The sequence below is a fragment of the Aestuariispira ectoiniformans genome, from assembly GCF_025136295.1.
GTDB classification, from domain to species: domain Bacteria; phylum Pseudomonadota; class Alphaproteobacteria; order UBA8366; family Aestuariispiraceae; genus Aestuariispira_A; species Aestuariispira_A ectoiniformans.
In genome coordinates this window covers 3863532-3888344 of sequence record NZ_CP062788.1, presented here as the reverse complement: position 1 = coordinate 3888344, position 24813 = coordinate 3863532, and the positions used below count along the sequence as shown (strand labels likewise).

Annotated in this window: 23 protein-coding genes; 15 read left to right on the top strand and 8 right to left on the bottom strand. The window is 58.1% G+C overall.

Annotated features, from left to right (window positions below):
- Window positions 1-1932, top strand: coding sequence for a tetratricopeptide repeat protein (locus IF205_RS18275; protein ID WP_259780788.1), 1932 nt, complete (start codon window positions 1-3; stop codon window positions 1930-1932).
- Here IF205_RS18275 and IF205_RS18270 read toward each other — a convergent pair.
- On the bottom strand, window positions 1929-2687 hold the full coding sequence (locus tag IF205_RS18270) for an HpcH/HpaI aldolase family protein (RefSeq protein ID WP_259780787.1): 759 nt from the start codon (window positions 2685-2687) through the stop codon (window positions 1929-1931). The genes IF205_RS18275 and IF205_RS18270 overlap by 4 nt on opposite strands.
- Before the next feature lie 29 nt (window positions 2688-2716).
- Window positions 2717-3913, bottom strand: coding sequence for a pyridoxal phosphate-dependent aminotransferase (locus tag IF205_RS18265; protein ID WP_259780786.1), 1197 nt, complete (start codon window positions 3911-3913; stop codon window positions 2717-2719).
- A gap of 54 nt (window positions 3914-3967) precedes the next feature.
- On the opposite strand from IF205_RS18265, the gene IF205_RS18260 reads away from it, so the two are divergent.
- Window positions 3968-4420: an Lrp/AsnC family transcriptional regulator gene (locus IF205_RS18260; protein WP_259780785.1), complete on the top strand. Its 453-nt coding sequence runs from the start codon at window positions 3968-3970 to the stop codon at window positions 4418-4420.
- A 107-nt stretch (window positions 4421-4527) separates the two neighbouring features.
- Here the strand turns inward: IF205_RS18260 and IF205_RS18255 are convergent, their stop codons facing one another.
- The 3 genes from IF205_RS18255 to IF205_RS18245 all read right to left on the bottom strand — a co-directional run bounded on the left by IF205_RS18255 (window position 4528) and on the right by IF205_RS18245 (window position 7430).
- Window positions 4528-4962, bottom strand: coding sequence for a glyoxalase superfamily protein (locus tag IF205_RS18255; RefSeq protein WP_259780783.1), 435 nt, complete (start codon window positions 4960-4962; stop codon window positions 4528-4530).
- Entirely contained in the window at window positions 4959-6404 is a 1446-nt protein-coding gene (locus IF205_RS18250; RefSeq protein ID WP_259780782.1) for an MATE family efflux transporter, read from the bottom strand. Before IF205_RS18250 ends, IF205_RS18255 begins: the two co-directional genes overlap by 4 nt.
- Before the next feature lie 189 nt (window positions 6405-6593).
- A complete protein-coding gene (locus IF205_RS18245) occupies window positions 6594-7430 on the bottom strand; it encodes a CAP domain-containing protein (RefSeq protein WP_259780781.1) in 837 nt (278 codons plus the stop codon).
- A gap of 116 nt (window positions 7431-7546) precedes the next feature.
- On the opposite strand from IF205_RS18245, the gene IF205_RS18240 reads away from it, so the two are divergent.
- Entirely contained in the window at window positions 7547-8338 is a 792-nt protein-coding gene (locus IF205_RS18240) for a substrate-binding periplasmic protein (protein ID WP_259780780.1), read from the top strand.
- Window positions 8339-8345: 7 nt separating this feature from the next.
- Here the strand turns inward: IF205_RS18240 and IF205_RS18235 are convergent, their stop codons facing one another.
- Both IF205_RS18235 and apbC read right to left on the bottom strand, forming a co-directional pair.
- The gene (locus IF205_RS18235) at window positions 8346-8777 is read right to left on the bottom strand and encodes a PACE efflux transporter (protein WP_259780779.1); all 432 of its coding nucleotides are present in this window, start codon (window positions 8775-8777) and stop codon (window positions 8346-8348) included.
- Between the two features lie 173 nt (window positions 8778-8950).
- Entirely contained in the window at window positions 8951-10063 is a 1113-nt protein-coding gene (gene apbC, locus IF205_RS18230; RefSeq protein WP_259780778.1) for an iron-sulfur cluster carrier protein ApbC, read from the bottom strand.
- Window positions 10064-10328: 265 nt separating this feature from the next.
- Here apbC and hflK point away from each other — a divergent pair, with 265 nt between their 5' ends.
- The 6 genes from hflK (at window position 10329) to IF205_RS18200 (ending at window position 16520) form a co-directional block, all read left to right on the top strand.
- Window positions 10329-11453 carry an FtsH protease activity modulator HflK gene (gene hflK, locus IF205_RS18225; RefSeq protein WP_259780777.1) on the top strand — a complete coding sequence of 375 codons (1125 nt, stop codon included), beginning with the start codon at window positions 10329-10331 and terminating at the stop codon, window positions 11451-11453.
- Between the two features lie 12 nt (window positions 11454-11465).
- The gene (hflC, locus tag IF205_RS18220; protein WP_259780776.1) at window positions 11466-12347 is read left to right on the top strand and encodes a protease modulator HflC; all 882 of its coding nucleotides are present in this window, start codon (window positions 11466-11468) and stop codon (window positions 12345-12347) included.
- Window positions 12348-12425: 78 nt separating this feature from the next.
- Window positions 12426-12626: a DUF2065 domain-containing protein gene (locus tag IF205_RS18215; RefSeq protein WP_259780775.1), complete on the top strand. Its 201-nt coding sequence runs from the start codon at window positions 12426-12428 to the stop codon at window positions 12624-12626.
- 157 nt (window positions 12627-12783) lie between these two features.
- A complete protein-coding gene (locus tag IF205_RS18210; RefSeq protein WP_259780774.1) occupies window positions 12784-13374 on the top strand; it encodes a superoxide dismutase in 591 nt (196 codons plus the stop codon).
- 237 nt (window positions 13375-13611) lie between these two features.
- Window positions 13612-15147 (top strand): Do family serine endopeptidase, encoded by a 1536-nt coding sequence (locus tag IF205_RS18205; RefSeq protein WP_259780773.1) that lies wholly within the window; start codon window positions 13612-13614, stop codon window positions 15145-15147.
- 128 nt (window positions 15148-15275) lie between these two features.
- Window positions 15276-16520, top strand: coding sequence for an MFS transporter (locus IF205_RS18200; RefSeq protein ID WP_259780772.1), 1245 nt, complete (start codon window positions 15276-15278; stop codon window positions 16518-16520).
- Here IF205_RS18200 and serB read toward each other — a convergent pair.
- Window positions 16490-17383: a phosphoserine phosphatase SerB gene (serB, locus tag IF205_RS18195; protein ID WP_259780771.1), complete on the bottom strand. Its 894-nt coding sequence runs from the start codon at window positions 17381-17383 to the stop codon at window positions 16490-16492. The genes IF205_RS18200 and serB overlap by 31 nt on opposite strands.
- 130 nt (window positions 17384-17513) lie before the next feature.
- Here serB and miaA point away from each other — a divergent pair, with 130 nt between their 5' ends.
- The 6 genes from miaA (at window position 17514) to IF205_RS18165 (ending at window position 24742) form a co-directional block, all read left to right on the top strand.
- Window positions 17514-18452 (top strand): tRNA (adenosine(37)-N6)-dimethylallyltransferase MiaA, encoded by a 939-nt coding sequence (gene miaA, locus IF205_RS18190; protein WP_259780770.1) that lies wholly within the window; start codon window positions 17514-17516, stop codon window positions 18450-18452.
- 165 nt (window positions 18453-18617) lie between these two features.
- The gene (locus tag IF205_RS18185) at window positions 18618-20378 is read left to right on the top strand and encodes an acetolactate synthase 3 large subunit (protein WP_259780769.1); all 1761 of its coding nucleotides are present in this window, start codon (window positions 18618-18620) and stop codon (window positions 20376-20378) included.
- A 61-nt stretch (window positions 20379-20439) separates the two neighbouring features.
- Complete coding sequence (gene ilvN, locus IF205_RS18180; RefSeq protein WP_259780768.1) at window positions 20440-21009, top strand: acetolactate synthase small subunit; 570 nt, start codon at window positions 20440-20442, stop codon at window positions 21007-21009.
- A 165-nt stretch (window positions 21010-21174) separates the two neighbouring features.
- Window positions 21175-21957 carry a substrate-binding periplasmic protein gene (locus IF205_RS18175; protein ID WP_259780767.1) on the top strand — a complete coding sequence of 261 codons (783 nt, stop codon included), beginning with the start codon at window positions 21175-21177 and terminating at the stop codon, window positions 21955-21957.
- A gap of 205 nt (window positions 21958-22162) precedes the next feature.
- Window positions 22163-23182: a ketol-acid reductoisomerase gene (ilvC, locus tag IF205_RS18170; protein ID WP_259780766.1), complete on the top strand. Its 1020-nt coding sequence runs from the start codon at window positions 22163-22165 to the stop codon at window positions 23180-23182.
- Between the two features lie 519 nt (window positions 23183-23701).
- On the top strand, window positions 23702-24742 hold the full coding sequence (locus tag IF205_RS18165; RefSeq protein WP_259780765.1) for a rod shape-determining protein: 1041 nt from the start codon (window positions 23702-23704) through the stop codon (window positions 24740-24742).
- The last annotated feature ends 71 nt before the right edge of the window (window positions 24743-24813 follow it).

The window sequence follows — 24813 nt, the reverse complement described above, 5'->3', positions numbered from 1 at the left end:
ATGAATCGAAAACAACGCCGTCAGGCAAAAGGGGTGCTTGCCCCGGCTCAACGTGACCAGGCTTTGCAGCAGGGATTGTCGATGTTGCGGGCGGGACAGATGCAGCAGGCCGCCCGGATGTTCAACGCCGTCGTCAAATCCTTCCCCAATGATGCGGATGCCCTGCATCTGAGCGGGATTACACAATTCAATATGGGCCAGGCCAAGGCGGCGCGGCTGTCGATCCGCAAGGCGCTTAAACTGTCGCCGGACAATGTGGGCTATTGGGTCAGTCTGGCCTCCGTTGAAGAAAACCTCGGCAATGCGGAGGCAACGGAGGAGGCCTATGACAAGGCGTTGACCCTGCAGCCGGGCAACGCGGAGGCATGGAATAATTTTGGCACCTTCCTGCTGCCGCAGGGCCGCGTGGCAGAGGCGGAGACTGCCTATTCCCGTGCGGTGAAATTGGCGCCCAATTATCTGCAGGCCCTTTATAATCTGGCCGTGCTGATGCTGAATACGGGGCGGTCGGATCAGTCGATCGCCTATTTCGAACGTGGTCTGGCGATTGAACCGGCCCATCCGGAATTCCTGATCAACTATGGTGTGGCGTTACAGCGCCTGCGGCGGCTGGACGATGCACGCCGTGCCCAGGAAAAGCTGTTGGACCTGATGCCCGGCAACCCCGGTGCGCTGACCAATCTTTCGTCTGTTTACTATGACGCGGGACGCCTGGAAGAGGCCGAGGCCTATGGCCGCAAGGCGGTGGAGGGGGGCCCCGATCTGGCTCCCGCCTGGAACAATCTGGGAAATGCCTTGTCCGCCCAGGACAAGAATGCAGAGGCGGAACAGGCCTTCCACAAGGCATTGGACATTGAGCCGGACTTTTCGGAGGTGATCGGTAATCTGGCCAACCTGATGGAAGATTCCGGGCGGGCGGAAGAGGCGGAGACGCTCTATCGTCGTGCGGCAGACCTGGAACCAGACAATCCGCGCCATCGCTATCATCTGGCGATCAGCCATTTCGTAAGGGGCAACCTGCGTGAGGCCTGGCCGCTTTATGATGCGGGTTTCGACTGTGGGGAACGCCGTCCCAACCGGCTGACAGACCACCCGGCGGGTCGCTGGCAAGGCGAGGCGCTGGACGGCGGCTGTCTGCATCTCTGGCCGGAACAGGGGATCGGCGATGAAATCGGGGCGGCGGCCTTGTTCGAGGAGATGCGCCAACGGGCAGGCGCATCGGCTGACATCGCAATTGAATGCGATCCACGTCTGGTAGGACTTTTCCAGCGTAACTTCCCTTGGGCGACAGTCATGCCCGAGGGAGATTTTGATGTCTCAAAGGCAACGGTCCAGGCACCCTATTTCGACCTGATGCGTCTCTCCTGGCCGAATTCTGTAGACGATATCACGCCGCGTGCGGCTTTCCTGACCCCTGACCCGGCCCTGTTGGACGACTGTCGGAAACGTCTTGCTGCCTTGGGTGACAGGCCGAAGGTGGGGATTGCCTGGGGCAGTGGGCTGGTGACCGCCCGCCGTGCGACGGCCTTGTCCCGGCTGGAACAATGGGGTGATGTATTCGCGGTCCCGGATGTCACCTTCGTCAACCTGCAATATGGTGACCGGGACGCGGAACTGGCGGCTGCGGAGGAACGCTTTGGCGTCACCATCCATCGCTGGCCCGATGTGGACCTGAAGGACGATATAGAGCGCGCGATGGCATTGACGGCCTCTGTCGATCTGGTGATCAACATGGGCACGTCGGTCGGCGACATGGCGGCGGCGGTCGGCACCGAATGCTGGACCCTGCTGCGCACGCCATCCTGGCCGCTTATGGGGACGGACCGCTTGCCGCCCTATGCCTGCGTGAAGGTCTATGGCCGCCGCCACGACCAGTCCTGGCCGGAGATCCTGAGCAAGGTCGCCCAGGATCTCGCTAACAGGAAGGCTTAGCCCTCAAGGGCCGCCAGGCTTTCTTTTGCCGCTTTGATCATCAGTCCCATATCCGTTGAAATCGTACTGAAGCGATAGCCCCAGTCGAACATCTGGCGGGCCATCGCGGCGTCGCCGCTGTGGATGCCCGGGATCACGCCATGGTCCCGGCATTTGGCGGCAATGGTTTTGATCGCCTCCACGACCTGCGGGTCTTCCGGCATGGCCTGGGGCCAGTTGCCATAGGAAAAGCCCAGGTCGTTGGGGCCGACCAGCACACCGTCCAGGCCCGGTGTTGCCAGAATTGCGTCCAGATTGTCCATGGCTTCTTTGGTTTCGATCTGGGCGATGGCCATGAGCGTGTCATTGGCTTCCTGGGTATAATTCTCCCCGGCATAGATGGCTGCCCGGAAGGGACCCCAGCTACGGCTGCCCTGTGGCGGATAGCGCATGGCGTCTACAAATCTTGCGGCCTGATCCGCCGTGTTGATCAACGGGCAGACCACACCCATCGCCCCGAAATCCAGTGCCTGCATGATCGCCGCCGGTTCGTTGCCAGGAACGCGGACGAAGGGCATGCAGTCGGTGGTCGAAATCGCGGTCAGGATCGACACGGCCGAACGCGTGTCGATCACCCCATGTTGCAGGTCCACCAGCAGGAACCCATATCCTGCATGGGCCATGCCCTCCGCTGCGGCGCTGCTGTCCAGGTCGATGAAGACGCCGGGTACATTCTCTCCCTTGGCGATTTTTGATGTGACCAGATTTTCTCGCATGGTTGTTTCCCTGTTATGGTCTGTTTCGACTATTTATCGACGAAGCGGATCAGGCGGTCCAGTGCCTGTTCCAGAAGGTTCGGGCTTTTGGCAAAACACAGCCGCAAATATCCTTCGCCCTCCACCCCGAATGCCGCACCCGGCGCAAGGCCGACTTTTGCTTCCCGCAGCAGGTCCTTGGCAAACTGGGTGCTGTCGCGCATGCCATCGACGGCAAAGAAAGCATAAAAGGCCGCTTCCGGTTCCGCATAACGAATCTTCGGGTGATTGCCGAGATAAGCGGTCAGCATCGCCCGGTTTTTGCCAAGGCCGGCCATCATCGCTGCAATACTGTCTTCGCCCTGCTCAAGGGCGGCAATGCCTGCCTTTTGAACAAAGGGCGGCTGGCAGGACGTATTATATTCGGCAACCTTGCCGTAATGCTCCAGCAGCGTTGCCGGGGCCGTGATCCAGCCCAGACGCCAGCCGGTCATCAGCCAGGCCTTGGAAAAGCTGTTGATGACCACCACGCGGTCATCCGGCTCAATGAGTTCCAGGAAGGAAGGGGCATATGGCGCATCATAGACAATGCGGCTGTAGACTTCGTCGCTGACGATCCAGATGCCGCGCGCGCGGGCAAAGTCCAGCAGGGCCTGCTGTTGTTCCCGTGGTATGACCCAGCCGGTCGGGTTGCCGGGGGAGTTCACGATGATGGCGCGGGTGCGGTCATCGCAGTGGCTGAACAGATGGTCCATATCCAGCGACCATTGCCCGTCGGTTTCCGTCAGGCCGACCATACGCGGCTCTGCACCCAGGATATCCACCGTGCCGGGGATATTGGGCCAGACCGGGCCGATGATGACGGCATTGTCCCCATGCCCCACCAGCAATTGCGTGGTCAGCATGACAGCCTGGATGCCGGATGCCGTGACCGTGATCCGGTCGACATCCACGGCGCGTCCGTAAAGGCCTTCCATATAGCGGCTCAACGCCTCGCGCAGGGGGCGGATGCCATGGTTGGGGGCATAAAAGGTCTCATCTGCCTGCAGGGCATCGGTTGCGGCCTGCTTGATGAAGGGGGGCGTGGGCTGATCGGATTCACCGAACCAGAGGGGGATGACGGCGGGGTCGTCAAAGCCCAGGGCAGCCACTTCGCGAATCTTGCTGGATGGCATCCGTGCGATGCGGTCTCGAATGGTACTGTTGCTGACGGGCGGCTGGGCCGGATGTGGAGACGGGCTTTCCATTTCTGCTTTCTACCGTTAGAGGGAATGGGGAAACGCATGTTGGGGATGCGGTTGATGAGTGAATTGGACGAAACCGACCGGAAGATTTTGGCCGAGCTGGCCCGCAATGCGCGGCTGCCAATCACCACGTTGGCGGCGCGGGTTGGTCTGTCGCGCACAGCGGTCCAGCATCGCCTGGACCGGATGGAACGGGATGGCACCATAGGTGGATATACCGTCCGGTTGGGTGCGGATACGCGTGTGACCCCAACGGCGAAACAAACCGCGGCCTTTGTGGAGGTCAAGCTGAAAGATCGCCTGCGTCAGGGGGGCGTTCTGGCCTTCCTTGGCCGGATAGCGGAGGTTCAGAAGGTTCACAATGTCAGCGGCGAGGGCGACCTTGTCGTGCTTTTGGAAGATGCGCCGCAGGACCGTATCCGCGAAATCTGCCAACAGCTTTGGGGCCACGAAAATGTGGCGTCCACCAATACGGTTTTTGTTTTGGGCACGCCCGTCGACCACGGCTGATCTTCCCTCGTCTAATGTTCTCAACGAGAGTGGCCGGAAAAAATGACGCCGTCCATTAGGCAAATTGCAGGGCGATAGGAAATTTGCCTAAGGCGGCGTCATCAGGGTTAGTCCAGTAATGTCAGGTCGAGCTGCGGGCGTCCGTTGGACGTTCGCTCCTGAGACTGGCCAGCCGGGCCGATGTTGCCCGTCACCCGCTTGCGATAGGCGGAAAAGCTGTCGAAGGTGACCACATCGACGGGCTGGTCCAGGTCAAGTGTTACCCGGACCCAGCCCGGTCGGATCGCCTCGATGGCAATGATTTCCGCCTCGATCGGCTGTGACAGGTAATGGCCGGTGACGCGGGTGCCCTTTGTCCAGGTTTCCGGCGGGCGTTCGTCAATCGCCGCGCGGAAGGTGTTCCAGTCGCGATAGCCATGTTGATGGGCAATCAGCTCCAGCGCATGGCCGTGGCTGACCGTCTGGCCGTCCTTTTCCAGGGCGCTTCGCAGTTCTTTTGCCTGTTTTTTGACAGCATCCACTGTTGGTAATGTTCCGGTCATGCCGAAATCTCCTGGTCACTGGTTGTCTCATGATGCGCGATTGCCGACGGGGCTGCAACTTGGGGGATGGCTTTGAACAGACCCCATTTCAAGGCGCTACGCTGTGCCGTTTTTGCCAGGACGATCAGGGTCAGGCACAGCAGCAATGCCTCCGCCACGGGTCCTGCCATCCAGATGCCCTGTTCCCCGAAGGCAAGGGGCAGCAGGAATGTGAGGGGAATGGCGAAGAAATAGGGTTTCGCCAGTCCCAGAATGGCGGCACGGCCTGCCGCCCCGATGGCCTGGAAATAGGAGGCGACCATGATGAGCGGCCCGGCCACGAAGTAGAGGATCACCATGACCGGCATGATCCGGCTGACTTCGCTTTTGACGGCAGGGTCGTCAACGAAAAGACTGCTGATCGCATGGGCCAATCCAATCAACGCAAGCTCTGCTACGGCGCAATAGACAAGTGCGATAACCACGCCCAGCCGCAGACTGCTGTTGGAACGTTGCCATTCCTCTGCGCCATAATTGTTGCCGGTGATCGACTGCAGGGCCTGGCTCAACCCCAAAAGTGGCAGGAAGACGAACGTCATGATCCGGGTCACGATGCCATAGGCCGACACTGTCGTCTCATAGGCGTCTCCCGCCACAAGTTGCAGAGAGGTGATAATCGCGGCGGAAACCAGGGCGATGCCGAGGAAGTTCAGGCTTTGCGGCGCGCCGAGCGCGAGGATGTTTCGCCATTCCGCAAAGCTGTGACGGGACAGGGCTTGGGGGCGAAGTACGGTCCGGCCCCGCAGGCGAAAGACCAGAATGATAAACAGCGCCAGAACCTGCGCCATGACCGTGCCATAGGCGGACCCGGCGACGCCCAGATCCATCTGTGCAATCAAAATGTAATTGAACAGGATATTGCTCAGGGAAACGAGCAGGCTCATTGCGGCCATGAGACCGGCCCGGCCTTCGTTGCGCAAGGCATCGGAATTGACCGACAGCAGGAAGGTGACAGGTGAGTAAAGAATGGTGATGCCCAGATAGGTTCGGCCCATGTCCGCCAGGGCAACCGATCCTTTGGCGACCAGCAGGGTCATGTCACTGCCAAAGACCAGGAAGAGCGCGATAAGAATGGCACTTACCGCAAGCCCCAGACCATGGGCGCTGGCAAAACTGGTCCGGGCCTCGTCAAAACGCCGGGCGCCCAGGTGACGGGCAACCAGGCTCGACATGCCGCTGGCGACCAGAGTGGCAAGCGCCGCAAGCATCATATAAAGCGGGAACATCAGCGTCACCGCGCCCAAGGCGTCCGGGCCGACATAAACGCCGAGGAAGATGGCATCGACAACGGCCAGCAGGCCGTTCATGCCCATCACGAAAATGATCGGCAGGGCGGTCTTGGCAAAGATGGCCGCAAGCGGGCCCTGGGTGAATGTATTCTTGGGGAAGGCGTCAGACGACATCCCGGCCTCCTTGTCACAGGCATTCCGTGGACTTGGATGGGGCTCGCCTTGCCACCCGCACGAAATGCGCGGATAAGGGATCGGTCGTGTCGAAAGCGTCAGATGCGGAACTTCACCGTGACATGACTGTCTGCGAGCGGCCGGTGTCCGGAACCGAGGAGGCCTTGATAAATCGATTATGCACCGGCGTCAACCGCGAGGTTGGCCCATGGTCATGGCCCAGTAATGGAAATACCGCACCCGGCCCTTGTCGGTCGGGTTATAGCGATAGCCGATCCCGACTTCTGTCGGGCGCGGGTCCAGCATGGCCTCGCGATGGCCGTCCGTCGAGGCCTTCCACCCCTCCACCACGCCATGCGGTGTGGATTGGCCCGCTGCCAGGTTTTCCAGAACCAGGCGATAGCGATAGCCGGATCTCAGCGCCCGGTCGCCGGGGCCGCTGCCGTCTGGCGCGCGATGGGCAAAAAAATCCCGGATGGCCATATTATCTGCATGGAGCTGTGCGGCGCGGTTCAGGTCTTTGTTCAGGGTCAGTGGCGGGAGGGCGTTCAGCCGCCGGAACCGGTTTACCTCGTCCAGAACAGCCGCCCGCCAACCGTCTTTGGCCGGGCGGTCGGGCAGGGCGGCGACTGCTACCCAGATATTCTGAATGCCCTGCTTCCTGAGGCGTTCGTCGGCCTCACGCTGGGATATCGCAAGGTCGAGTGCAAGGGGAGAGGCAAGAATTTGCCGTCCGGTTGCCTGCGACCGCATGGCCCTTGCAAAACTGCGTGCATCGGGAAAATTTGCGCCGTGAAGCAGATGCCGCAGCCGCCATCTGTAGCCTGCAGCATCCATTTCCTGATCCAGCCAGCGTTCGGGCAGGTGATCTGTCCCATGGGCCACCAGCCTTTCCGCCAGTCCATCGGCAACCCGGTCCAGGCGTCTGCTGGACTGATGTTCGGGCCGGTGGGCGCCGCGGCGATCAAGGTTGACGAGAGAGAGAAAATCTATTCCTTCCGCCTCAACAACTTTTGATTGCAGCATTAACGAAAAAATAACTGCCGCACAGATAAAAACTTTTTGCAAACACCCGTGGTTTCTGTGCATGGGAAGCCTCGCGATTCCGCTAACGATTTGGCCCGGACCTGGTAGTATAAGTCATGAAAGCCCCGGAAACGACAAGCCGCCCCGGCTGGCCGTGGAAAATTTTCAAATCCGCTCTCGTTATGCTCTTTGTAACCTCGCTGGGAGGCACCGCCCTTGCACAGGGCAAGCCGGTCCTGCGCTATGTGGTGGATACCGGGTCTGATGCCTGGGTTCCCTATATGACGCCCTCCACTGCGCCGGACAAACCGGGAATCGTCGTGGAGCTTTCCCGCATGATCCTGAAACGCGCGGGTATTGAAGGGCGTGAAGTGCCTATTCCGGAACGCCGGGCCGTTAATGCCTATGCAAACAGTGACGTTGATTTTGAATGGGCCAGTCCGGCCTGGTTCCCGGGCAATGAGTTTCCGGAAACAGACCTTGCGAGCGTGCCCGTTCTCCCCGTCCGTGAAGTGCTGATGTTTCCGAAGGGAGACAAACAACGCTGGCTGATGCCTCAGCTTATCCAGGGGCACAAGGTCGGCACCATCCGAGGCTACACCTACCGCAACAGCATCACTTTCAGGCGGTTCGACGTATCCAATGAAATTGACCTTGTGCGCATGGTGGGCGCAAGGCAATTGCCCGTGGCGATCATCGGCGAACTGCCGGGCCGCTATTGGGCGCGTGCGTTGAATGCAAAGGTGGGCTTTGGCCCCGTTCACTCAGAGGGTAGCCTTGTGATCCGGCTGCAGGGCCGTTTCAGAAAACTTCTGCCCCGCATCAACGATGCGATTCTGGCGCTTCAGTCGGAAGGTGAGGTAAACCGCATTGTTGCCAAATATATCGGCGGATTTGACCTGAACTGATCAAACGTCATCCGGCCTCGGTCTGAAGGTTGGGAATGGGAAAGACCAGGTCATAGGCCCAGTTGAAGACGAAGGCGTAAGCCAGATAAAACAACGCGAATGAGATATCCATCATAAAGGCGTCGAGAAGGCTCACGCCCAGATGCCAGGTAACAATCGGCAGGAAGGCGACCAGCAATCCGCCCTCGAACAGGATGGCGTGAAAGATGCGGATCGTGACTGTCTTGTGGACATGTCCTGCAAGGCGAAGCATTGCCCGGTCGAAGAGCAGGTTATAAAGGTAATTCCAACCTGTCGCGAGGCTTGCCCCGATGATGGCAAGCATGCCGATATCATGCATCGGCAGGTCGAACACATACCCGCCCAGTGGTGTCACGACGACAAGCCCGATGATTTCAAAGCTGACGGCGTGGCGAATACGATCCTTGGTGGTGCGCATGGAATGCTCCCCCCCTAATGTTTCCGGCCGGGCCGTCCCGGCATGAATAACCCAGAATGGGGGAGGTCGTCCTCGCTTCGAGGCCTTATCTAGGAGATTAAAAAGAAAACGCAAGGGCCGCCTGACGACCCTTGCGCTATTTTGTCCCAGCCGTCGCCAGAGTTCTCCGGCGGTTAGCTCATCACGATATTGGGCGCGGCGCGGCCTGATGCAGTTTCCCCGGACAGTTTCTGCCAGACCTTCTCCGCAATTGCCTTGTAGGCCTGCGCATGGGCGCTGTCCGGCTGGCTGACCACGATCGGGGTGCCGCTGTCGGAGGTGGTGCGGATATCCATATGCAGCGGGATTTCGCCCAGGAAATCACAGCCCAGCTTGGCCGCTTCGTCGCGTGCGCCGCCATGGCCGAAGATATCGGACTGTTCACCGCATTTCGGGCAGAGGAAATAGCTCATGTTTTCAACGATGCCCAGGACCGGCACGTCCGTCTTGCGGAACATGTTGAGGCCCTTGCGGGCGTCCAGCAACGCAATGTCCTGCGGGGTGGAAACGATGACCGCACCTGCCAGGGGGACGCTCTGCGCCATGGTAAGCTGTGCATCGCCGGTGCCCGGCGGCATGTCGACCACCAGCACGTCCAGCTTGCCCCAGTTCACGTCGTTCAGCATCTGCTGCAGTGCGCCCATGACCATCGGTCCGCGCCAGACGACAGGCTGGTCCTCTTCCACCATGAAGCCCATGGACATGACTTTGATGCCGTTGCTTTCCTTGGGATCGAGGGTCTTGCCGTCTGCGCTGTCGGGACGGCCCTGCACACCCAGCATCCGCGGCATACTGGGGCCGTAGACATCAGCGTCCAACATGCCGACTTCCAGGCCCCGCGCCTTCAGGGCAAGGGCGATATTGACCGAGGTCGTGGATTTGCCGACGCCGCCCTTGCCGCTGGCCACAGCGATGATATGGGTGATTTTGGCAGCACCCTTACCGGGCTGTTTCTGCTGTTTCTGCGGGGCGGTATTCTGTGCCTGGGCGCGTGGACGCTCTGCCGTCAGGATGGCGGTCACGGACAGCACGCCGGGGATCTCCCCAACAGCCGTCTCGGCCTTCTTGCGCAAGGGCTCCATTTCCTCTGCCAGGGCCGGGTCGCCGATTTCGAGGCTGAACTGGACCATATTGTCCTTGATGGCGAGGCCTGAGATCATATCCGATTCAACCAGGTTCCCGCCGCTGCGCGGGTCGATGATTCCAACCAGGGCATCCAAAACCTGGGCTTCGCTGATCTGTGCCATGAATTTACTCCGGTTTGCAGAATTCTCTGTCGGTTTATAGGCTTATTGTTGTTCGTTATGTCTAAAGGGCTAGAATATCAGCCAACGCAACACATATATGGTGTCGCGAGGCCGGGGAAAAGGGACTTTCGGTCGCAGGAATTGCGTTTGACCTTGGGGTGCGCTATTCCCGGCGGCAGAATAGATAACGGACTAGACCCTGTTCACGCCTTGCGAAAGAGGGTATGTCTAAAACGGCAAATAGCTGAAAAACGGGATAGTTTATATGCCTTGGCAAAATAATTCTGGAGGCGGCGGCCCATGGGGCGGCGGCGGAAATCGCGGTGGCGGGGGCGGTAACAGCCCCTGGGGACGTGGCGGCGGAGGTGGTGGCGGCCAACAGCCACCCGACATGGAACAGATGGTCCGCGAAAGCCAGGAAAAGCTGAAAAAGATGCTGCCGGGGGACTTCGGCGGCAAAGGGATTCTGGTGATCGTGTTGCTGGCGGTCGCCTTGTGGTTCGCCACCGGCTTTTACACCGTCAAACCTGGCGAGCAGGGGGTCGAGCTGGTCTTTGGCAAGCTCTATGACACCACGGGCTCCGGTCTTAACTATAATTTCCCGGCGCCGATCGGTGAAGTCCTGACGCCAAGCGTCGAGGCTGTTAACCAGGTGGAAGTCGGCTATCGCAGTGCCGGTGCCGGCCGGAATAACGTTTCCCGTGAGATCAGCGAAGAAAGCCTGATGCTGACCGGCGATGAAAACATCATCGATTATCAGTTCACGGTTTTCTGGCGCATCAAGGACGCAGGCAAGTTTCTGTTCAACGTCCGCAATCCCGCCGATGCAGTCAAAAATGTGTCCGAGGCGGCCATGCGTGAAGTTATCGGTAAAAGTGACTTCGAATATGCCCGTACCGACGGCCGTATCGACGTCAGTAATCAGGCCCGTGATCTGATCCAGCAAATCCTGGACAGCTACAACGCCGGTATCCTGATCACCAACGTCAACGCCCGTAAGGTCGACCCGCCGAAATCTGTCCTTGATGCCTTCCGTGACGTGCAGGCAGCCCGTGCAGATAAGGAGCGCGCCATCAACGAGGCGACGGCTTATCTGAACGAGGTAACCCAGCGTGCCCAGGGGCAGGCGGAACAGATCGTCCGCGCCGGTGAGGCCTATAAACAGGAAACGATCGACCGCGCCGATGGTGACGCGTCCCGCTTCCTGCAGGTCTACGAGGAATACAAAAAGGCCAAGTCCCTGACCCAGCGTCGAATCTATCTGGAAACGATGGAAGAGATTCTCGGTGGCATGGACAAGGTTCTGATCGAAAACGGCCCGGACGGCAGCGCAGGGGTTTTGCCCTATCTGCCGCTCAATGAGCTGACCGGTCAGAAGAAGTCGAAGTAAGGAGGCAAGACAATGAAAAAAGGTGGTATTGCACTCCTGGTTCTCGTGGTTTTGGGCGTTATTATTGCCCTGTCGACCGCATTTACCGTGCGTGAGACGGAACAGGCCCTGGTTCTGCAGTTCGGCCAGCCGCGTCGGGTCCTGACCGAGCCTGGGTTGAAGTTCAAGATTCCGTTCGTGCAGAATGTGAAGATCGTCGATCGTCGCGTGTTGGACTATGACGCAAACAAGCGTGAAATTCCGACCAAGGACCAGAAGCAGGTCGTGGTTGATGCCTTTGCCCGGTATCGCATTGTCGATCCGCTGGAATTCTACAAGACCGTAGGATCGGAACTGTTTTTGGAACAGCGTCTGGATTCCGTTGTGGATAAAGGTCTGCGTGACGTCCTGGGTGAGGTTACCCTGGCAGTGGTCATGACCCCGAAACGCGCTGATCTTATGGCTGATGTGACCAAACAGGTTGCAGAAGAAAGTAAGAAGTTCGGTATCGAGGTGGTGGATGTCCGCATCAAGCGTATCGACCTTCCGAAAGAGAACAGCCAGGCCATTTTCCGCCGGATGCAGACCCAGCGTGAACAGGAAGCCCGTAAGTTCCGTGCCGAAGGCGACAAGGAATCACGCCGGATCAAGGCCGAGGCCGACAAGCAACAGCGTGTGATTGTGGCAAACGCCAAGAAACAGGCGGAAATCCTGCGTGGTGCCGGTGATGCACAGGCCCAGGCGGTTTACAACGAAGCCTATGGCAAGGACGAGCATTTCTTCGACTTCTGGCGTTCCATGCAGGCCCTGCGCAAGGGGCTGGGTGAGAAGTCGACGACTTATGTCGGTCCGCCGACAGGTGACTTCTTCCGTTATTTCAACAATGAAGTAGGCGACCCGACCGAAGCCAAGTAAGTTCGGGAACGGCTGAAAAATCAGGCGGGCGGACCAGAATACGGGCCGCCCGTCATTTTTTTACGTTATGGTATGGGTATGAGTGAGTTTTGGATCGCGGTATTCACCGCCCTCGGTATGATCCTGGTGATCGAGGGATTGATATATGCACTGTTTCCCAATGGAATGAAGCGCCTTATCATTTCCATGTTGGACATGCCGTCGGGGTCTCTTCGCCTGGGCGGGCTGGTGGCGCTTGTGATTGGTGTGGTCGTCGTCTGGCTGGTTCGCGGTGGCTGATGGCGGCGGAATGGGCTGCGGTCCTGCGGGGAAGAGGATGAATTTTTTATAATCTTTCCAAATTGGCCCTTAACAAACACGGCTGAATAGCTATATTTCCTCTCGGACAGAGACGGTCCTCAAACCAACCTCAAGAGAAAACAAAAGGGGTGTCCCAATGGCTTTCGAACTGCCGGCACTGCCATATGCAAAAGACGCTTTGGCGCCGCATATTTCCGAAGAAACCCTCGATTTCCACTACGGCAAGCATCACAACACCTATGTTGTGAACCTGAACAAGCTTGTTGAGGGCACGGAAAACGAGAACAAGTCCCTGGAAGACCTGATCAAGGCATCCGCAGGCGACGCCTCCAAGGCTGGCGTTTTCAACAACGCTGCCCAGATCTGGAACCACACCTTCTACTGGAACTGCATGAAGCCCAATGGCGGCGGCAAGCCTTCCGGCAAGGTTCTGGAGATGATCGAAGCAGCCTTCGGTTCCTACGACAAATTCCGTGAAGAATTCAAAACCGCCTGCGTTACCCAGTTCGGTAGCGGCTGGGGCTGGCTGGTTCTGGACGGCGATAAAATGGCGATCATGAAGACGCCGAACGCCGACCTGCCGATGGCTCATGGCAAAAAGGCTCTGCTGACCTGCGACGTTTGGGAGCATGCTTACTACATCGACTTCCGCAACCGTCGTCCGGACTATGTCGACACCTTCCTGGATCACCTGGTGAACTGGGAATGGGTTGAAAGCCAGCTCTAAGCGCGGCTGACAGTCGATTCAAAAAGGGCGGTAGCGAAAGCTGCCGCCCTTTTGCTTTGGCTGTCTTGTCGGGGAATAAGGCAGATTTGCCTTATTCTTGCACCTATTTAGGCAATTTCTTGGTTTCTTTTGTTTGCCATCTCTGGACACTTGATCGACTATAAGGCTGTTCTTATGTCGATATTTGAAAGCCCCTCCTTGCGGCATGCAAGGTGTAATTGAATGGAGTGTGATGCAATGTCGAGACAAGCAAAGTCTTTGGTGCAGGCACGCAGTGCGTATTTCCTGTGGGGCCATAAACCCGCAACGATTCTTTCGATTATTGTTCTGGCAGCTTTGATGATCGCCTCTTCGGCCTGGCAGGCCCAGGCACGGGCGGTGCCGGACAGTTTTGCGGATATGGCTGAAAAGCTGTTGCCTTCCGTGGTGGATATCCGGGCCATCCAGAATGGTCAGACCGTTTCAGATAACGGGGACCAGCAGCCGGATATGCAGTCGCCTTTCCCGCCGGGCAGCCCGTTCGGCGATTTGTTTGAGCGGTTCCGCCGCAACAACCCCGAACATCAGGGGCCGCGTCGCCGCGAAGCCGCCGGTTCAGGTTTCATTATCGAAGACAATATGGTGGTGACCAACAACCATGTGGTTGAAGGCGCCGACGAAATCTATGTGGTCTTCCGTGATGACAGCCGCCAGTATGAGGCCGAGGTCGTCGGCCGTGACGAAGGTGTCGACCTGGCCCTGTTGAAGGTGAAAACCGACCATAAGATGCCGGCCGTTAAATTCGGCAATTCCGACAAGGCGCGGATTGGCGACTGGGTGATGGCAATCGGTAACCCCTGGGGCCTGGGCGGTTCCGTCACTGCCGGGATCATTTCCGCACGTGGCCGTGACATCGACCGGGAATCCTTTACCGATTTCATCCAGACCGATGCCCCGATCAACATGGGGAATTCCGGCGGTCCGCTGTTCAACATGGATGGTGACGTGATCGGCATCAACACGGCGATTTTCTCCCGTTCCGGTGGTTCCATCGGTCTGGGTTTCGCAATCCCGTCCAACCAGGCAAAACATGTTGTTCAGCAGCTTCGCGAATATGGTCATACCCGTCGTGGTTGGCTGGGCGTGTCGATCCAGAGTGTGACGCCGGATATCGCCGAAAGCATGGGACTGGACAAACCCGAAGGCGCGCTGGTTTCGACCGTTTATGAAAAAAGCCCTGCCGCTGCAGGGGGTGTCGAGGCAGGCGATGTGATCATTCGCTTCAACGATCGCGTGGTTGAGGATTCGACCAAGCTGCGCCGCATGGTTGCCGCGACCGATGTGGGCCGTGACGTTCCGGTCGTCGTCTGGCGCGACGGTGAGAAGGTCGACCTTTCGGTTGAGCTTGGCGAGCGTGAAAAGGTCGATATTGCCTCCCTTGGCGGGAGTGACAAATCCCCCGGTCAGTCCGGTGGCGCGAAGTCCGAAGCGCTTGACCAGTTGGGGGTTGATGTCTCCCCGATCACGCCGGCGCTGCGTCGTCAGTATAACCTGAGCGACAGCCAGAAAGGCGTTGTCATCACTGCCGTCCGTCCGGGCAGCAGCGCTGATGAAAAACGTCTGGCACCGGGGATGGTGATCGTTGGTGACAACCGTGGTCCCATCAACTCGGTCGACGAATTGCGGCAGCGTGTGGAAAGCGCCCATGACGACGGTCGCCGCAGCGTCCTGTTGCATGTGGCCGTGGAAGGGGACCTGCGTTTCGTCGCGATCCGTTTCAAGGCTGAAGGCTGATCCGGCCATAAACCGGTGAGAATGAGGGCTGTCCTTTCGGGCGGCCCTTTTTCGTTTGATTGGCCCTTCCCCCGGCTGTGGAAAAGCGGCATCTTTGCCTGCAGATAACAAATGGGGGAGGGCTGCCCATGGGGATGGCACAAATGAAGAGCGGTCTGAGCGTGTTGGGACCCGCCTATCTGGTCGGCGCGGGGCATGGAGCCACCCACTGGATCGCAGCCATCTTCTATTTTCTGCTGCCCTTCCTGGCCAAGGATCTGGGAATCTCCTACGCCCAGGCCGGTGCACTGGCCGCGGTCTTTCAGATGGCTTCCTTCTGCGCCAATGTGGTCAGTGGCCCTGTGGTGGATATCACCGGGCGTCGGGTGCTTTGGCAGGTGATCTCGCTGGTGATCGGTGCAGCAGCGCTGTTTTGTGTCGGCATCAGTCAATATTACTGGGCGGCAGTTCTGGCACTGATCGCGATTGGCGCGTCCAATAACCTGTGGCACCCCGCGGCAATTTCCTATCTTTCGGCGCGTTTCCCTGAACGGCGGGGGCTGGCCCTGTCAATCCATGCCCTGGGCGCCAATATGGGCGATGCGGTGGCCCCGTTGGTGATGGGGCCGGTGGTTTTGCTGATCGGCTGGCGTGGCGTTGCCCAAACGTCTGTTCTGGTGCCAATCCTTGTGGCGCTGGGATTGTTTCTCTTCCTGCGGCGCACGGGCCGTGCATCTAACGAAGCGCATCAACCCCTTTCAATCGGTGCCTATTTCGGCGGTGTGGCCGGTATGCTGCGCAATCGGGCGGTGCTGGCACTGTGTCTTATGTCGTCTTTCCGCAATATGGCGCAGGCGGGGCTTCTGGTGTTCCTGCCGCTGTATCTCGCGGATGAAATGGGGCTTAGCCCCGCCGTCATGGGGGTTGTGCTGTTTGCCTTCCAGGGCGCGGGTATCCTGGCTGCCCCACTTGCAGGCCACTGGTCAGACAAGGCCGGTCGGCGGCCGGTGGTCATGGCGGGGATCACGACGACGACGCTGGTGCTGATCGGCCTGACCTTCGTCAGTAATTCCGTGGTCTATGTGGCAGGTGTATCGGTTTTGGGATTTGCGCTTTTTGCGATCCGGCCCGTGGTTCATAGCTGGTTGATGGACCTGACACCGGAGAATATGGGCGGATCGGCCACCAGCCTGATGTTCGGCCTGCAGGCGTTGTTCGCCATGATCGCGCCCGTGTTGGGTGGCTGGCTGGCAGACCGCTATGGCCTGCCATCTGCCTTTTATCTGTTGAGCGTGGCGATGATCCTCGCCAATGCGGTGGTCATTCTGCTGCCCAAGGCCCAAAGAGAGGCCGGGGATGGGGATCAGAGCTCGACGAAATCGGCGTCGCTGTAACCCTGGAAGTAAAGCAGGGTTGTCAGGTCCCCGTGGTTGATGTTGAAGGCCGCCTTCTGGCGCAGGATCGGTTTGCCGTGATAGCCGACGCCCATGCCCGCGGCCTGGATCATATCCAGGTCGTTTGCCCCATCGCCGATGGCGCAGGCAGCGGATAGCGGCAGGCCGCGTTCCCCGCAGGTTTTTTCAAGCGTCGCCAGTTTGCTGTCCCGGCCCAGGATCGGTTCGATGACTTTGCCGGTCAGATGACCGTCGATAATTTCCAGTTCATTGGCATGATGTTCGTGAAAGCCGAGCTTTTGATAGACGACTTCGGTCGTGAAGGTGAAACCACCTGAGACAAGGATGCAGTGACAGCCATGGGCGGCAAGTGTCTTGACCGTGACCTCCGCCCCGTCGGTATAGGGAATGTCTGCCAGGACTTTAGCCATGGCTGCCTTGGCCTCCTGCCCTTTCAGAAGGGCCACGCGACTGCGTAACGAATCGCGGAAATCCAGCTCCCCGCGCATGCCGCGTTCGGTGATTTCCTCGACCTCCGGACCGAAACCCAATTCGTAGGCCAGCTTGTCCAGGCTTTCCAACTGGATCATGGTGCTGTCCATGTCTGCTACCAGGACTTTCTTGCGGCGGCCTTCGGCAGGCTGGACTGCGATATCCACCTCGGTGGTCAGCAGCGCAAGCGCGATCCGGGCGGCATCTTCCTTGACGCCGTCGAAGGTAAGGTCAAATGCCCGATCGGGGGATAGCCAGGCGATATCGCCAAAGGTGCCTCCTTTGACGGCGAGGGCTTCTTTGACTTGGCGGAGGATCGGGGCCGGGATGGCTTTCCCGGCGGGGGCGACAACGGTCACGACCAGAGACATGGAGTTTCGACTTCCTGATTTGCAATTTTGCCTAATCAATGGCCTGTGTAACCCCTATCTGTCAAATAGAGTGCCAATCCGGGGCAAGCTAACACTTCTCTCTTGCCTTCCGCTCGTGTAATCAAGAGGCATGAAGAATATCCTGATTCTGGCCGGTCCGACGGCCTCCGGTAAATCGGCGCTCGCCATTGATCTTGCACGGGAATTTTCCGGCACGATCATCAATGCCGACAGCATGCAGATCTACGCGGATCTGCGGGTTCTGTCCGCCCGTCCCGGTGAAGAGGACGAGGCGCTGGCCCCGCATAAGCTTTACGGTGCCCTGGACGGGGCGGAGGTCTGTTCCGCCGCTCGCTGGCGGGAATTAGCGGTGACCGCGATTGAGGAGACGCTGGCCGAAGGGCGCCTGCCCATCGTTTGCGGCGGCACGGGATTGTATCTTCGTGCGTTGACGGAAGGCCTGTCGAACATGCCGGAAATCCCCGATGAAATACGTGATGCGGTTCGTGATCGTCTGGCGGAAATCGGGCCGGAGGCGTTGCATGGTGAACTGGCGGCGGTTGACCCTGTCATGGCAGGGCGTCTGAATCCCACCGATCCGCAGCGTATCGCGCGGGCGATGGAGGTTTTCAAGGCTACCGGGCGGTCGCTGGCGGACTGGCAGGCCGATGCGCCGCTCGCCGCCCCGCCGGAAGACTGGCAGTTCACGACATTAGCCCTGATTCCGCCGCGCGATGTACTCTACGGGCGTTGCAACAAGCGTTTCGGGATTATGCTGGAACAGGGCGCGATTGAGGAAGTGGCTGCGCTGAAGGCCCGAAATCTGGATCTCAGCCTGCCAGTGATGCGGGCGCTTGGCGTGCCGGAGCTGATTGCCTATCTGGACGGGGAAATCACCCTGGAAGAGGCGGAAACAAAGGCCTGCACGGCGACCCGCCGTTATGCGAAACGGCAAAATACATGGATTCGGAATCAGATTATTTCTAAAAAGGCAATCGAATCGCAATATTTGAAAAGTTTGCTTCCTGAGATTTTTTCATTTATTCGAAAAAGTGGCTTGACCGGCTAATCGCATATTCCTATTGTGCGCCTTCTTTCGCGCATGCAACATAGGCGAAAGACCATCGTTACCCTGGCCTTTCATTGGAGATTCGAGTGAAATTCCGGTTGGTTGGGGTGGAACAGTTTTGTCATCAACCCGGCGCGGCCGGATATTGAAGTTGAGGGTAGGAGAATGAGCACAGACGCCTATAACGGAGCGGCCATCGTCATCAAAGCCTTGAAGGACCAGGGCGTTGATGTCGTATTCGGGTATCCGGGCGGCGCTGTACTACCGATTTACGACGAACTGTTTAAGCAGAATCACATTCGCCACGTTCTGGTCCGTCATGAACAGGGCGCGGTTCACGCCGCAGAAGGCTATGCGCGTTCCACCGGCAGGCCCGGCGTCGTTCTGGTTACCTCCGGTCCGGGTGCAACCAATGCGGTGACCGGTCTGACCGATGCATTGCTGGATTCCATTCCGGTTGTCTGCCTGACCGGCCAGGTGCCGACCCACCTGATCGGCAATGACGCCTTCCAGGAATGCGACACCACGGGCATCACGCGCCCCTGCACCAAGCATAACTATCTGGTGAAGTCGGTAAACGATCTTGCCAAGACCATGCATGAGGCCTTCTACGTTGCCACCTCGGGTCGTCCGGGTCCGGTTGTCATCGACATTCCGAAGGATGTTCAGTTTGACACGGGCACCTATTCCGGCCCCAGCAATGTTCAGCACAAGACCTACCGTCCGAAGGTCAAGCCGGACCAGGACCGGATCGAACAGGCGGTTGAGCTGTTGCTGAATGCGAAAAAGCCGATCATCTATGCCGGCGGCGGGGTTATCAACGCGGGGCCCGGCGCCAGCCAGTTGCTTTCTGAACTGGTCCGCATGACCAACTATCCGGTGACGCTCACCCTGATGGGTCTGGGTGCTTTCCCGGCCAGTGACAAGCATTTCCTGGGCATGCTGGGTATGCACGGGACTTATGAGGCGAACTGGGCGATGCATGACTGCGACGTCATGCTCTGCGTCGGTGCGCGTTTCGATGACCGGATCACTGGCCGTCTGGACGCCTTCGCGCCGAATTCCACCAAGATCCATATTGATATCGACGCAAGCTCCATCAACAAAAACGTTCAGGTGGACCTGCCGATTGTGGGTGATGCGGGCCGTGCGCTGGAAGATATCATCAAGATCTGGAAATCCAAACAGCGCCAGCCGGATCAGGCGGCTCTCGATGTCTGGTGGAAGCAGATTGAAAGCTGGCGGGAGAAGAAATGCCTGTCCTACAATCAGGACACGGATGTCATCAAGCCGCAGCATGCAATCACGCGTCTTTATGAAATGACCAAAGACCGCGATCCGCTGATCACCACGGAAGTGGGTCAGCACCAGATGTGGGCGGCACAGCATTTCCACTTTGAAAAGCCGAACCGCTGGATGACCTCCGGTGGGCTGGGCACCATGGGCTATGGTCTGCCGGCGGCGGTTGGCGCGCAGATGGCGCATCCGGATCGTCTGGTGATCGACATTGCCGGCGAGGCGTCGATCCTGATGAATATCCAGGAGATGTCGACGGCGGCCCAGTATCGCCTGCCGGTCAAGATTTTCATCCTGAACAACGAATATATGGGCATGGTACGCCAGTGGCAGGAACTGCTGCATGGCGGGCGTTATTCCGAAAGTTATTCGGAGGCGCTGCCTGATTTCGTGAAGCTGGGTGAGGCTTATGGCTGGAAAGGTATTCGCGTTACCAGTGCAGCGGATCTGGATGCAGGCATTCAGGAAATGATCGATTATGACGGCCCCGTCATTGCCGATATTGCTGTTGATCCGAAAGAAAACTGCTTCCCGATGATCCCGTCCGGCGCGGCGCATAATGACATGCTGCTCGGCCCGGTGGGTGAAGGCGAGGAAGCGATTTCCGCAAAGGGCAAGGTGCTGGTCTGACCAGCACCTTTACCCCAAAGTCGGATTGAATACAGGGATTTCGAAGAGGAAATAAAAAGCCATGGCGATTACCGGACCCAGCCCGAAACAACCGGGCTCCGCCTATAACATTCAGCCCAGCAATGAAGCCGTACGCCGTCATACCTTTGCTGTAATTGTCGACAACGAACCGGGCGTTCTGGCGCGCGTCATCGGCCTGTTCTCCGGTCGGGGCTATAACATTGAAAGCCTGACGGTGAGTACGGTGACCGAAGACGAAAGCGTCAGCCGTATCAATATCGTCACCACTGGCACGGCCATGATCATCGAACAGATCAAGGCACAGCTTGATCGTCTTGTGCCGGTCCACAACGTCCACGACCTGACGGTCGAAGGCCCGCATGTGGAAAAGGAACTGGCGCTCGTCAAGGTGAAGGCGACAGAACATCAGCGCCGCGAAAGCCTGCGCATCGCAGATATCTACAATGCGCGCGTTGCGGATACGACATTGGAAAGCTTTGTTTTCCTGATTGACGGTGAATCCGACAAGGTGGACAGCTTTGTCGAGTTGATGCGCGCCCTGGGTGAGGTGGAAATCGCGCGCTCCGGCGTCGTGGCAATCAGCCGTGGCAGCGATATTACCCCAGTCTGATTTGCCCTGACAATGTCTGTTTGACAGGAAGCCCCTCCATCGTGAGGGGCTTTTCTTTTGCAGAATTGACGATATATGGCATTTTAGCGTTATTTTAATTTTATCGTTATTTTAATAGTGCTGCCCTAGGCTGGCATTCGGGTTGTCTTCACAGGGAGACGTTCATTGGGCCGATTGTTAATCGCCGGTATGATCGTAGGCTTGTCGCTGTTAAGTACGCAGGCGCGTTCTGATTGTGGCCGCGTCTATTCCATGGCCCATTCCGGCGACTATGTGCCCTATCAATACAAGGATAAAGACGGAAGCCTCGTCGGTCTGGACGTTGATATCGTGCAGGCCGTTATGGTGACGATGGGCTGTGGGCTGGAACTGCGGGAGATTCCGCCGAAACGTGCACAGCGTTTGCTGGCAACAGGCGGGCTTGACCTTATGGCCGCAGCATCGTTGACGCCGCAAAGACAGGATTTCGCCTATTTTTCCCGGCCCTATCGGGATGAACGTGTGGTGATGTTTGTGTCGCAGGGCCGTTATAGCACCCTGAAAGATCTGACCCTTGCCGATGCCGTGGATCAGGGCTACCGGATCGCGGCGGGTGTCGGCGGTTGGTATGGGCCGGAATATGGAAATCTCAAGGATCGGGCGCTCAAGGCAGGTGTTTTAAAACTGAACAGCAGTACGGCACAGCGAATTCGCATGCTGCTGGCGCATCGCGTGGATATTGTGGTTGCCGATCTTTATGTTGGTTATCATCACGCGATCCTCGAAGGTAAGGCCGCTGATATCACGGAGCTTCCCCATGTCCTGAACAGTGACCCGGTTCACTTCATGTTGAGCCGGAAAACGAATACGGCGGATCAGGTGGAGGCCTTCAACAAGGCGCTGTCCAAAGTGCTGATGTCGGAGAGCTATCGCGGGCTGATCCGCAAATATATCCCCGAAAGCGGCTGACCCTTTCGGCGTGGTGGCAGGCTAATAAAGGCGGCTGTTAGCGGCCTTTTGTGTAATTTCATTACTTATGAGCCTGCGGAATAGGCATTTTGATAAAAAAATAGCCTGAATTAACGTCTCAAAGATTGCGCCATCGGCTCACAATCGTTAGAAAACGCGTGGTTATAAATGTCTCATTTGTGAGTTTAAGATAAAGGAGCGCCAGATGCGGGTCTATTACGACCGTGACGCGGACGTCAATCTGATCAAGTCCAAGAATGTGCTGATCGTCGGCTATGGCAGCCAGGGCCACGCCCATGCCATGAACCTGCGTGACAGCGGGGTCGAAAATGTCCGGATCGCGCTACGCGAAGGATCCGCGACCCGCAAGAAGGTCGAGGGCGCAGGCTTCACCTGCATGACCCCGGCTGAAGGCGCAAAATGGGCCGACGTGGTTATGATGCTGACGCCGGACGAACTGCAGGGCGACATCTATGCCGCAGACCTGCATGCCAACATGAAAGACGGCGCGGCGCTGTGCTTTGCCCACGGCCTGAACGTCCACTTCAACCTGATTGAGCCGCGTGCCGATCTGGATGTCTTCATGGTCGCACCGAAAGGCCCGGGTCACACGGTTCGTTCCGAATATCAGCGTGGCGGCGGTGTGCCGACCCTGGTTGCCGTTGCCCAGGACGCGTCCGGCAATGCCATGGAGCTGGCGCTGTCCTATGCTTCCGCCAATGGCGGGGGCCGCGCGGGTATCATCGAGACCTCCTTCAAGGAAGAATGCGAAACTGACCTGTTCGGCGAGCAGGTTGTCCTCTGCGGCGGTCTGGTTGAGCTGATCCGCGCCGGTTTCGAAACCCTGGTCGAAGGCGGTTATGCGCCGGAAATGGCCTATTTCGAGTGCCTGCACGAAACCAAGCTGATCGTGGACCTGATCTACGAAGGCGGTATCGCCAACATGAACTACTCCATCTCCAACACGGCGGAATATGGTGAATATGTCACCGGTCCGCGCATCATCACGCCGGAAACCAAGGCAGAGATGAAACGTGTTCTGGAAGATATCCAGACCGGTAAATTCACTCGCGACTGGATGCTGGAAAACAAGGTGAACCAGGCTTCCTTCAAGGCGACCCGTCGCCTGAACGACGCGCACCCGATCGAAGAAGTTGGCACCCGACTGCGCGCTATGATGCCGTGGATCGCGGAAAGCAAGCTGGTCGACAAGGAAAAGAACTAACCGGTTCTGCCTTTGTGATTGCGAGGAGGCCCCGCCAATTGGCGGGGCCTTTTCCGTTGGGGGCTCGGTCGCGTGCAGGGGATGGGTTCCGGATAGTAAAACATGGCGTGTTTTCTGTAATCCTTCGCTCATGACATTAATATTTGCGATTATTTTGTGGCATGGCCGCCTGAATGGCTGCTTGCGGCCAAAAATCGTTGCAGTTTCATAGAATCCGTCGTACATCCTATGCTGGTCCGTTCGGACGTTAGTTTGCCCTGAAAATAATCAGTCCTTTGCAGTTGTTACTATTAAATGTAAAGTATTCGATTGTAAGACTGTAGGGCGTCTGACGTAACTGTCCGTCCGGCGAATAGAGTTTTTAAGTAATATGGCGATGTGACCTTTGGCTTTTACTGGAACTGAGTGTCACGTCGTCTGGGTTGTAGGGGTCGGATAAGGTTGCCTGGCGTGCAGGCCTGTGACGGGTGTGCGACTGATCCGGCAAACCGGACATAATTTTGGAGGCTGTCGCTCAATATGTTCTCGCGACTACTTGGTTTTCTTTCAGCCGATATGGCTATCGATCTGGGCACCGCCAATACACTGGTCTATGTGAAAGGCCGGGGCATCGTTCTGAACGAGCCCTCCGTTGTGGCAATCGCGGAAGTCAAAGGCAAAAAACAGGTGCTGGCCGTCGGTGACGAAGCCAAGATGATGCTGGGCCGTACGCCTGGCAATATCCAGGCAATCCGTCCGTTGCGAGATGGTGTGATCGCCGACTTCGACGTGGCGGAGGAAATGATCAAGCATTTCATCCGCAAGGTTCACAACCGCCGCAGCTTTGCCAGCCCGCAGGTCATCGTATGCGTGCCATCAGGCTCCACGGCTGTGGAGCGCCGCGCCATTCAGGAATCCGCAGAAAGCGCAGGTGCGCGCCGGGTCTTCCTGATTGAAGAGCCGATGGCTGCAGCGATCGGCGCGCAGCTGCCGGTGACAGAACCGACCGGTTCCATGGTTGTAGATATTGGCGGCGGCACCACAGAGGTCGCCGTTCTGTCTTTGGGCGGTATCGTTTATTCCCGTTCCGTGCGTGTCGGCGGCGACAAGATGGACGAGGCGATCATCGCCTATATCCGTCGCAACCATAACCTGCTGGTCGGGGAAGGTTCTGCGGAGCGCATCAAGAAGGAAATCGGTTCTGCCTGCCCGCCGTCGGATGGGGATGGCGAACAGATGGAAATAAAGGGCCGGGACCTGATGAATGGCGTGCCGAAGGAGTTGATGATCTCCGAACGCCAGATCGCAGAGAGCCTGGCAGAGCCTGTCGGCGCGATTGTCGAGGCCGTGAAGGTGGCCCTGGAACAGACGCCGCCGGAACTGGCAGCCGACATCGTCGACAAGGGGATCGTACTGACCGGCGGCGGCGGTATGCTGCGCAATCTGGATACCGTGCTGCGTCAGGCAACCGGCCTGCCGGTCTCCATCGCAGATGATGCACTGTCCTGTGTGGCGCTGGGGACCGGGCGTTGCCTGGAGGAAATGCGCACCCTGCGGACGGTTCTGATCAGTATGTATTAACTATTGGTTAATCGGCATGGCTGTATAAGTCATGTCGATACCTTTACTATAGTAGTGTTTGGATAACCAGG